At 60.5% G+C, this 12,092-nt stretch carries 1 protein-coding gene; it reads left to right on the top strand.

Annotated elements, in window-relative coordinates:
- Positions 1 to 52 precede the first annotated feature (52 nt).
- Positions 53 to 12,088, top strand: coding sequence for a hemagglutinin repeat-containing protein (locus tag IGS60_RS27805; protein ID WP_230506845.1), 12,036 nt, complete (start codon positions 53 to 55; stop codon positions 12,086 to 12,088).
- Positions 12,089 to 12,092 lie beyond the last annotated feature (4 nt).

The raw sequence follows: 12,092 nt of genomic DNA, 5'->3' as shown, positions 1-12,092 counted from the left end.
CGCGGGCACGGACCTGGCGGCCAAGGTCGGCGGGGATCTGAACAACTCCGGCTTGCTGTATGCGGGCCGCGACCAGCAGCTGACCGTGGGCGGTCTGCTGAACAACACGGCTTCCATCGCCGCCGCCAATCACACAACGATCTCCGCTGGCAGCGTCACCAGCAGCGGCTTGCTGGGTGCCGGCATGAAAGCGGATGGCAGCCTGGGTACGGCAGGCAATCTGACCGTCAACGCGGATGGCGTGCTGCAAGCGAACGGGCAGAACCTGGCCGCGGGCAGCGCCGTGCTAATGGGTTCCAGCGTGGATCTGTCGGCCAGCCAAACGGGCGCCGGCAATATCGCCATCACCGCGCGCAGCGGCGACGTACTGACGAACAAGGCAGTCATTTCCGCCAGCAACGTGCTGGCCATCACCGCCAATGCCAATAATGCCCAGGCGTTGGTGAATAGCCAGGGCCAGCTGGTGGCGGGCCAATTGCAGTTGAATGTGGCGAATCTGGACAACGCCAGCGGCGACATCGTGCAGACGGGCACAGGCGATACCGTGATTACCACCGGTAAGCTGGACAACACGGCCGGCCGCATCGCCGTCAACAGTAATAACCTGGCCCTGAACGCGACGGTGTTGACGAACCTTAACGGCAAGCTGGAGCATGCAGGTGCGGGCATCCTGGCCATCAACGCGGGCCAGTTCAACAACCAGTTCGGCAAGATCACGGGCAATGGCAAGCTCGACATCACGGCAGTCGCCTTCGATCACCGCAATGCGACGACGGTGGCGAATCAGATGACCGTCAACGCCGGCAGTCTGGATAATCGCGCCGGCAGTCTGGCGCAGACGGGCGCGGGCATGCTGACGGTGACTGCCACCGGGCAGCTGGACAATACGGGCGGCAAGATCGAGAGCAATGGCGATGCATTGGTGAAAGCTGGCGCCTTGCTGAACAATACGGGCCGCGTCGTGGCGGCGCAAGATGTCGAATTGAAAGCGGGAAGCCTGGACAATACGGAAGGCACGGTGGCGGCCGGGCGTCACTTGGTCTTGAACGGTGGTGACATCGACAATACCAAGGGGCAATTGCAAGCCGTTGCCGGTAACGCGACCCTGAACGTCGGCAAGCTCCACAACACTGCTGGCAGCGTGTTTGCAGGCGCCAACTTGAACGCCACGCTTTCCAGCTTGAATAACACGGGCAGCATGTATGCTGCCGGGAATCAATCCATTACCGCCAGCGGCGGCGTCGCCAATACGGGTGTGATTGCGGCGCAAGGCAATACCAGTCTTACGGCCAATAGCCTCGATAGCAGTGCAAGCAGCTTGATCGGTGCAGGCATGCAGGCCGATGGCAAGCTGGGCACGGTTGGTGACTTGACGATCAATACCGCGCACACGCTGGCCGCACATGGCCAGAACCTGGCGGCCGGCGCGGCGAACCTGTCGGGCGCCAATGTGGATATCACGGGCAGCCAGACCGGTGCAACGCAGATCAGCCTGGCCGCGACGAGCGGCGATGTGTTGGCCGCCAAGGCCGTGGTGAGCACGCCGGGCACGCTGACGGTCCGCGCGCACGATACCTTGCGCAATACGGAAGGGCAACTCAGTGCCGGCCAGCTTGACCTGCACGTGGGTCACCTGGATAACACCAAGGGCACCGTGATCCAGACGGGCACGGGCGATACAGTCATCCAGACGGGCAAACTGGACAATAGCGTGGGACGCATCGCCGTCAATAGTAATAATTTGATCTTGGGCGCGGCCAGCTTGACGAATGCGGGCGGCAAGATCGAGCATGCGGGTGCAGGTACCCTGGCCATCACGGCGGCCAGCTTGCAGGGCGCCGGGGGAGGCATCATCGGCAATGGCGCCGTCGATCTCAAGGCCGGCCTGTTTGACCATGCCAACGCCACCACCACGGGGCGGTCCCTGAGCGTGCAGGCTGACAGCTTGAGCAACCGGGGTGGCCATTTGCTGCAGACGGGCGCGGGCGGTATGACGGTGGCCGTCACTGGCCAGCTCGATAATACGAATGGGGAGATGGCCGGCAACGGCGTGTTGTCGCTGCAGACCGGCAGCCTGGACAATACCAAGGGCAAAATCACCTCGGCAACGTCCGCCGACATCGTCAGCACTGGCGCACTCGTCAATACCGACGGCGTGATCGCGGCGGCGACCGATCTGCACCTGGGCGGCGCCATCGACAATACGCGCGGCCTGCTGCAGGCAGGCACGGGTGCCTTGAGCCTGGATGCGGCCAGCGTGCGCAACGTACAAGGCACACTCGGCGCAGGCACGGATATCACGGCCAAGGTCAGCGGCGACGTCCTCAACGCTGGCGTGCTGTACGCGGGCCGCAATCAGACCCTGGAGATCGGTGGTTTGCTCAGCAATACCGGCTCGCTGGCGGCCCTGGGCAATACGGCGATCATGGCGGGCAGCCTGGGCGGTAATGGATTGCTGGCGGCAGGCATGCGCGCCGATGGCAGCTTTGCCTCGGCTGGCGATTTGACGGTGAAAACGGCCGGCGCCTTGCAAGCTGGCGGCCAGAACATGGCGGCGGGCCAGTTGCAATTGACGGGCGGGTCGGTCGACGTGGGCGGCAGCCAGACCAGCGCAGCCAATGTCGGCTTGACGGCCTTGGCGGGCAATGTGACGACCAGCAAGGCCATCGTATCGACGAATGGCTTGCTGGCCATCACGGCGAATGCCGCCAATGGGCAGGCATTGGTGAACCAAAGCGGCAGCCTGAGCGCCGGGCAGCTGGCCTTGCGCGTTGCCAATCTGGACAATACCAAGGGTACATTGATACAGACGGGCACGGGCGACACGGTCATCGAGACGGGCAAGCTGGATAACACCGGCGGGCGCATCGCCGTCAACAGCGCCAATCTGCGCCTGCAGGCGGGCGACCTGACGAATATCGATGGCAAGATCGAACATGCGGGCAAGGGCTTGCTGGATATCCGCGCCACGAATCTTTACGGCCAGCGTGGCCAGCTCACGGGTAATGGCGCGCTGCAAGTGGCGGCCGATTACATCGATCACCGCAATGCCAGCACCATTGCGCGCCAGCTGACGGTGACGAGCGGTGCCCTGGACAATCGTCAGGGCGAGATCATCCAGTTAGGAACCGACCTGGCGAGCATCGTTGCCACGCGTAGTCTGGACAACAGCGGCGGCAAGATCGAGGGCAATGGCGATGTGCAGGTCGAAACGGCGACCCTGCTCAACGACCATGGCCGTCTTGTTTCGGCACAGAATCTCGGTGTGAACGCTAGTACGGCTTTGAACAATACTGAGGGAAATATTCTGGGTGGGCGCAAGCTGACACTGCGCGGTGGTGCAGTGGATAATACGCGCGGCCAGATCCAGGCGCTCGATGGCAATGCGGAGCTGGTTATCGGCGACCTGAACAATAATGGCGGCAAGGTGTTTGCCAGTATCGACCTGAATATGGTTGCCGCCAACGTCGTCAACAGCGGCAGCCTGTATGCTGGTGCCAACCAGACTCTGCGTGCCTCGGGCGATGTCAGCAATACTGGCACTATTCTGGCGCAAGGACACAACACGATCAATGCAGGCAGTCTGACCGGTTCCGCGTCGAGTCTGCTGGCTGCGGGCGTCAAGGCCGATGGCAGTTTGTTGGCCGCAGGCAACCTGAACGTGACGACGGCCCAGGCCTTGCGCGCCTCCGGTCAGAATCTGGCTGCGGGCAACATGGTTTTCAGCGGTGCTACGGTGGATGTGGCGGGCAGCCAAACCAGTGCGTCGAACATCGCGCTGAACGCGAGCGCGGGTGACGTCTCCACCAGCGGCGCCGTGGTAACGACCCCTGGCACACTCGAAGTCCATGCCGCCAATCACTATGGCCAGCGTTGGGAGAACGGCCGCGGCCAGGTCAGCGCAGGTCAATTGACCGTGCAAGTGGCGAACCTGGGCAATGTGCAGGGCAGCATCATCCAGACGGGCAGTGGCGCCAGTTCGCTCAACCTTACTTCGCCCGGCGGCGTACTCGATAATACGAGCGGACGCATCGCCGTCAACAGCGTCAGTTTGAACCTGAACGCTGGCGTGCTGGCAAATACGGACGGCAAGATCGAACATGCGGGTAGCGGAACATTGACGATGCATGCAGGCCAGATCAGCGGCCAGCGGGGCCAGATCACCTCGAATGGCAGTCTGGACATGACCGCGGCGGCGCTTGACCATCGCAATGCCAGCACCATCGCGCAGCAGGTAACGATCTCATCCGATACGCTCGACAATCGTCAAGGAAATATTACCCAACTCGGCCTCGGACAGACCGCTATCGGCGCCAGCCAGAGCCTGGATAACCGCGGCGGCACGATCGCCAGCAATGGCAGCACCAGCATCGCTGCCTACTCCTTGAATAACCAGGGCGGCACGCTGCAGGCGGCTGGCAGCGGCAGCCTGGATATTCGCGGTGGCGGCACGCTGGACAACAGCAAGAGTGGCGTGATCGCAGCCGGCGGCAATTTCACGGCGGCGGTGGGCGAGCTGTTGAACCAGGGCGGCAAACTGACGGCTGGCGGTACGCTGCACGCCAGCGCGGCCCAGGTGCTGCGCAACGAGGCCGGCTTGCTGGCCGCGACGGGTAACGTCGAACTGGCGGCTGGGTTCCTGGACAATACCGGCGGTAAGGTTGCCACAGTGGCAGGTAACTTGAATATCATCAGCGGCGGCGTCTTGAAAAACGACGGCGGCACGCTGCAGGCCGTTGGCGACATCACGCTTCGGAGTGCTGACTTGAGCAATACGGTCGCTGCCGGACAAGGCGCCGCCGGTATGATTGTTGGCAAGAATATCCGGATCGATACGGGCCTATGGGCGCTGGATAACCATCTGGGCACCATCGCCGCCAGCGAGACGCTGAGCGTGTACTCCGGCCCGTTGACGAATGACGGCGGCCTGTTGCAGTCTGGCGCAGGCATGCGCATCGACACGCGCGGCCAGGTCCTGAGCAACGGTAGCGCGGGCGCCTATGCTGCGCGCAACCAGGGCAATGCCGGCGGCATCGTCAGCGGTGGCGACGCCGTTCTGTCGATAGGCAGCTGGAACAACACGGCAGGTTATTTCGGTGCGGCAGGGGCGATCAGCGGCACCACCGGTTTGATCAACAATGCGGGTGGGCAGATCGTCGGCCAATCCAGCCTGGCGTTGTCTGGCGCTGGCCTCGATAACCAGAATGGCCAGATACAGGTGGTGGGCAAGCTGTCGTTCGCTACTCCCGGCGGCATCGACAACCGGAATGGATTGATACGCTCCGGCGCCACGGTCAGCCTGACGGCGGGCACGATCGACAACAGCACGACGCAAGGCAGTAACCAGGGTATCGAGGCGATTAACGCCATCCTGACGACGGGCTCGCTGAGCAACCGGGCGGGAGCGTTGCGCACCGATGGCAATCTGGATATCGTCGGCTCAGGTGTTTTTGATAATACACAAGGTCTGGCCAGCGCCGGCAGGGCGCTGAGCGTGGCCGATCTGGCGGCGAACCGCAGCCTTGCCATCATCAATACGGGAGGGACGGTGATTGCCGGCGCGCTGGCCGATGTGCGTGCCGCCAGTCTGACGGGCGATGGACGCCTGTTGTCGCAGCTGGACATGAACCTCGATCTGAGCGGTGGCTATAGCCATGGCGCCGGTGCGGAGCTCGTCGCCAACCGCAACCTTGGCATCGCCACCGGTGGTCAATTCCTGAACATGGGCAAAGTGCGTGCGGGCGGCACATTGACCCTGCGTACCAATTCCAACATCGATAACACGGCCTACGGTGACATCAGCGCGACCATCACACGCCTCAGTGCCGGCGGTCTGCTGGTGAATCGGGGCGTGATCGACGGTGTTGCCACTGAGATTAATGCAAACATCATTCATAACATTGGCACCGGACGCATCTATGGTGATCAGCTCAGCATTGGTGCCGGGACCCTGAACAATGATGTGGAAAATGGTGTTGCCGCGACCATCGCTGCGCGCAACGACCTGCAGATTGGCGCACAAACCATCAATAACTTCGAACACGCGCTGATTTTCAGCGCCAACAGCCTGTCTATCGGCGGCAGTATTGACGGCAATCGCCAGGCGACCGGGCGCACGGCGGTCTTGAATAACGCCAGCGCCACCATCGAAGCGTTGGGCAGCCTGAGCATGAGCGCTGCCCAGATCAATAATCTGAATAAGCATATTCAGATGAAAATGTCCTCATCAACGAAACAGGAGTCCGTGACCGAGTACCAGGGCGCCGGCGCGGCGAAACGCTATGTCGCCGGCACGCCGGGCGTGGAGACATATGATGATGAGTCGCTGCATCTGCGCACGCCAGATGGCACGTATGAAGTGTGGACGCTCTACAAGACCACGCGTACTTCGCGCCAGAGCGAGATCGTCAGTTCCGACCCCGGGCGCATCATTGCTGGCGGCAATATCTCCATCAGTGCCGACCTGGTTGCCAACGAAGACAGCCATATCATCGCGGGCGGGCTGCTGGACATGCATGGCAGCCGCATCAGGAATGGACAGACGCAGGGACAGAAAATCAGTACTGACAAAGGTACGGCGACCCTATACAAGCGAAAGTTCAAAAAAGGGCGCGATAGTACCAGCATTGGAAAACCGGCGGCTTTTACCGGGGCCGAGAAAACCGAGAGCATCACTCTTAACATTGCGCGGGAAGAACAGTTTGCCACGCCGCAGGGCAGCGGCATCAGCTTGTCCGGCGCCGCTACTGGCGGCGTCAATGCATCCACCAGCGCGGCCGGCGCGGCCAGCGCGCAAGTGCAGGGCAAGGCCATTGTCAGCGTGCTGGCAGGCCTGGCCGGGGTTGACAATGCGGCAGGCCGTCAGGCCGGCGCGGCCAGCGGCGGCAGTGGGCCGAACGGAACGACGCGGGTGGCGGGGGCCGGCCTGGGCGGCACTGTCGGCAGCGTCTCCGGGAGCGCAGTCGATGCGGTTCAACAAGGCAATGGCCCGACTGGTGCTTACCCGAGCGCCATTGCGCTTGGCACGGCGGCAACGGGTGCCATGGCCCAAGAGGTGCAGCATGTCGGCGGTACAGCTTCAACTACTGGCACGGATCGCCTCGGCCAGGCCGGCCAGGGGGGATTCGTTCGTACGGTCGCCGGCGCGCTTGCCGCCACCGTGACAGGTTCGAATCAGCTTGACCAGGTCAGCCTGGCGTCCGGGAGCACGACTAGCATCGGCAATGCCTCCGGAGGCGTTTCCGCGGCGACCGGCGTCGGTGGCGTGCCGGGTGCGGCGCGCGGGGCCGGCGTCACGGAAGCGACACTGGGCGTGCTGCCCGCCGACATGCAGGTGGGGCGCGTGACGGGGGCGGATGCACACGGCCAGGCCAGCCTGGCGCCGGCGGGCAGCACCAGCATCGGCAATGCATCCGGCACCGCCGCGCAGGCTGCCGGCCTGGGTGGCGTACCGGGCCAGACACGCCTGCCCGGCATTGCGCAAGTGGCGCTTACGGACGCTTCCGGCCGGGCGCAGTTCGTGCGCACCAGCAGCCCGTCAACGGCCTTGCCCAATGCAAGCCTGTTCCGCACCTTGCCGTCGTTGTCGTCGCGTTACCTGGTCGAGACGGATCCGCGCTTTGCCAATTTCCGCGAATGGACAGGTTCCGACTATCTGCTCAATCAGGTCAAGGTGGACCCGTCGGTGACGCAAAAACGCCTGGGCGACGGCTTCTATGAACAAAAGCTGATCCGCGAACAGGTGGCGCAGTTGACGGGGCAGCGCTTTGTCGGCGACTACACGAACGACGAGCAGCAATACCGTGCCTTGATGGACGCCGGCGTGGCATATGCGAAGAATTACGATCTGCATCCTGGTGTTGCATTGACGGCCGAGCAAATGGCAGCGCTGACGAGCGATATTGTCTGGCTGGTCGAACGCGACGTGGCGCTGCCAGATGGCTCGGTGCAGAAAGCGCTGGTACCGCAAATTTATCTGCGCCTGCGTGAAGGAGACCTGGACGGTAGCGGAGCACTGCTCGCCGGCAAGGACATCAATATCAATCTGTCGGGCGACCTGACCAACAGTGGCACGATTGCCGGGCGCAGTGTTGTCAAGCTGACCGCGGACAATGTGGAAAACATGGGTGGCCGCCTGAACGGCGACGCCGTCGCCGTGGCCGCAAGGAACGATCTGAACAATATCGGCGGCACGATCTCGGCCAACAGCGAGTTGATCGCTACCGCCGGGCGCGACATCCATATTGCCAGTACCACGCAAAGTGCCAGCAGCAGCGCTGGAGGCAACAGTTTCAGCCGCACGGATATCGACCGGGTGGCGGGGCTGTACGTGACCGGTGATGGCAGCAGTGGCGGCGGAACGCTGGTGGTGTCTGCGGGCCGCGACGTGAGCATGCTTGCCGGGGTCATCGGCAATGCCGGCAAGGATGGCCAGACCATCGTCAACGCCGGCCGCGACATCAACCTGGGAACCTTGACGACGGCCAGCAGCAGCAGCCTGAGCTGGGATGCGAAAAACTACCGCAAGGACAGCAGCAGTACCGAGGTGGGTAGCCAGATCCAGGGCAGTGGCAGCATTGTGCTGCAGGCCGGCAACGATCTGACTGCCCGGGCAGCCGATGTGCAGGCAGGCGTGGACCTGTCTGTGACGGCGGGCCATGACATCGTGCTGAGCGCTGGCACGAACCAGCTTACCGTCGACGAGGGACATGTACAGACCGGCAAGGGTTTCCTGAACAAGAAGACCATCACCACGCGCGACATGCTGGACCTGGGTACCTCGGCCGGCAGTGCTTTTGGCGGCGCTACGGTGGCGTTTGCTGCAGGCAACGACATCAAGCTTACGGGCGCGCAAATTCTCAGCGATGGCTCCGCCAGTTTGCTGGCGAAGAACGATATCAGCATAGCCGCGGCAAGCGAAACGAGCAAGGAACTGCACCACCGCGACGTCAAGGAAAGCGGCTTCATGAGCGGTGGCGGCTTTGGCTTCAGCTATGGCACGCGCACCACGACTACCGACCAGGAGCGTGACGCCGTCATCCAGAGCGGCCAGGCGCGCAGCACCGTGGGTTCAACCAGCGGCGCCTTGACCATCGTTGCAGGCAAGGACCTGAAGATCGGCGGCAGCGATATTGTCGCGGCCACTGACCTGAACCTGGCGGGCACCAGCGTGAAAATTACGCCGGGACAAGATAGTGATAAGGGGAAATTCGAGACCAAGACCACGCAGGATGGCTTTACCGTCGCCTTGGGCGGCAGCGTGGTGAGCGCCATCCAGACCTTGCAAACCATGAGCACGGCAGCCAGCACGGCGAAGAACAGCCGGGTGACGGCCATGGCTGCGGCGACCACGGCCATGGCGGCGAACGCCGCGGCCAAGGACATGATGAAGGAAGGCGGACCAAGCATCAGCATCAGCCTGACGGCGGGCCATTCGGAAAGCCAGCAGACGCAAACGACGGCGAGCACCACGCACAGCGGCAGCGTGTTGACGGGCAACAATATCAACATCACGGCCACGGGTGGCGGCAAGGATAGCAATATCACCATCCTGGGCAGCGACCTGAACGCGAAGAACGATATCCGCCTGCATGCCGACAACAACGTCAATCTGCTGGCCGCGCAGGATACGGAAAGCCAGCACAGCAAGAGCTCAAGCATGAGTGCATCGGTGGGCGTGCAAGCCATCGTCAGCACCAAGGGCACCTCGTTCGGCTTCACGGCCAGCGTCAGCGGCAGCAAGGGGCATGAGGACGGCGATGGCACGACGCAGCTCAATACGCATGTGAATGCGGGCGACAAGCTGATCATCACAAGCGGCGGCGACACCAATATCAAGGGCGCCGTGGCCAGCGCCAACCAGGTGATTGCCGACATCAAGGGCAACCTGAACCTGGAAAGCCTGCAGGACACGGCCAAGTTCGACAGCAAGAGCCAGAGCATCTCCGCCAGCGGTACCGTCGGCTTTGGCGCCAGCGTCAGCGGCAGTTATAGCCAGAGCAATATGCACAACGACTACGCCAGCGTGCAGGAGCAAAGCGGCTTCAAGGCTGGCGACGGCGGCTTCCAGATCAAGGTGGGCGGCAATACGGACTTGAAGGGCGCCGTCATCAGTGCCACGGAGTCGGGTAAGCTGCACAGCAGCCTGATTACGTCGACCTTGACGCACAGCGATATTGCCAATCATGCGATATCGAAGGGTAGCAGTGTGGGGGTGTCGGGTGGCATGTCCTTTGCAGGCACGGGCACACGAAATGAGAACCTGACGGATATCGCTGGCAAAAAAGATGCTACTACAGTGGGCCTGCCAGCTATCGTTTCCCTCAGTGAAAATTCCACCAGCACGACCCGCAGCGGCATTAGCGGCGGCACAATCGTCATCACCGACGATGCGGCTCAGCGCACGGCGACGGGCAAGGGCGTGGACGAAGCTATTGCCGGTGTGAACCGAGACGTGACGACTGGAGTGGATTCTAGCGGCAAGATCGGCAATAATTTTGACAAGGCCGCGCTGCAGGCGACGATGGATGTGACTGCGGCGTTTGCGGCAGCTGCTGCTGAGAAGCTGGGGACTTATGCTTCCGACAAGCTGAAAGAGGCGGAAGTATTGGCAGCTAAAGCACATAATCTCCGTGAAACCGATCCTGAAAGAAGCGCAGAGCTAATGCGCCAAAGTGATGAGCTAACCAAGAACTGGAAAGAGGATGGACTTGCGCGGGTTGCCTTGCACGCGGCGATTGGCGGGCTTGCCGGCGGCGCCAATGGTGCTTTGGGCGCAGGCGCGGCGGCGTTGTCGACAGATAGAATCGCTAAGGAGTTGAAGCAACTTGATATGCCTGAAACGCTGCGTGATGCGTTGACGCTGGCGGCGGGCGCTGCGGTGGGTGCCGCAGCTGGTGGGGCAACGGGAGCGGCTACTGCGGCAAATGAGGTGGCGAATAATTATCTGAAACACAAAGAAATTCTCGAACTTAGTGTCATATCAAAAGCATGCTCGAAGGACCCGAAAGGGAGTGGCTGTGATAAGGAACGAGAAAAGCAGTTGCAGGCGAAGAGTATGGAAAGGGATGTACAGCTGGCTGCATGTAGTGGAGATAATAGTGAGAAGTGTCAAAATTTGCGTTATGACGTAAGATCTGCAAATGCTGAGATTGAGCGATTGGGGCGAACTGAAGTTGGTGCTCCTTATAAAATGGAGAGTAAAAAAACTCTCGCCAAAGCTGTTGAAACAATAGGGGAAATGGTCGGTAACGAAACCTCTAGTTATTATAGAGGTTTAGCAAAAATTGCATATGTTGCAGGTGATATGGCCATATCAATGCAGTATAATTTAAAGACGTTGCAGGTGCAGAACGAGAGAATTTCAGATACTCTGCAAAAATCTTTCTCAGAAATGTCCCGGGAGGATGCTTGGTTGTTGGGGGGGATGTTAATGGACCCACAGGGCATATCTCCAAAAACCAAGAATGAAAACTCTAATAATAAAATTAATGTTGTTAATGAGGGGAAGAATCGAGATATAAAAAATGGCGGGAATCAAGATCCATTTTTCTCATCAAATTCCGATGGAAGGTTAAATAATGGAAAGTATTCAAGTGCAGACTCCATTTCCAATCAAGGTTCCACGAATGCAGTTTCAGATATCTCCCCCCGATTAACTGCTCGATTGGATGCTTGGCGCTCGTATCAGCAAAATGGTGGAAAAATGACACTGCAGGAATGGGTGCCGGCAACTCAGCGACAGTATGGTGGGGTTTCAGGTGGCTATCAAAGTGGATATGCGAAATGGTCAAATAGTTTAGATGGTGTTCACGGAAATAGTTTATCGGCGTCTGGCCCACATGATGTTTATGTAATTCGGGATGCAAAATCGGGAGAGTTACTTCACTTCGGGGAAACAGGTCGTGACTACCTTACACGGTTTACAGAGCATCAGCGTGTTTTCGCGAAAAAAGATATAGCACTAGATGTCGATTTATTGCGTACGGTAGAGGGGAAGAAAAATGCAAAGGAGCTTGAGTTAAAATATATACAAACCTATACTAAAACTTTCGGAAAACGCCCTCCGTATAACCCAGTAAACCATTAGTGAT

Origin of the sequence: Janthinobacterium sp. FW305-128 (assembly GCF_020858135.1) — a bacterium.
Taxonomy (GTDB): Bacteria; Pseudomonadota; Gammaproteobacteria; order Burkholderiales; family Burkholderiaceae_D; genus Janthinobacterium.
The sequence above is the reverse complement of the archived record's forward strand: the minus strand, read 5'-3'. Positions and strand labels throughout refer to the sequence as shown.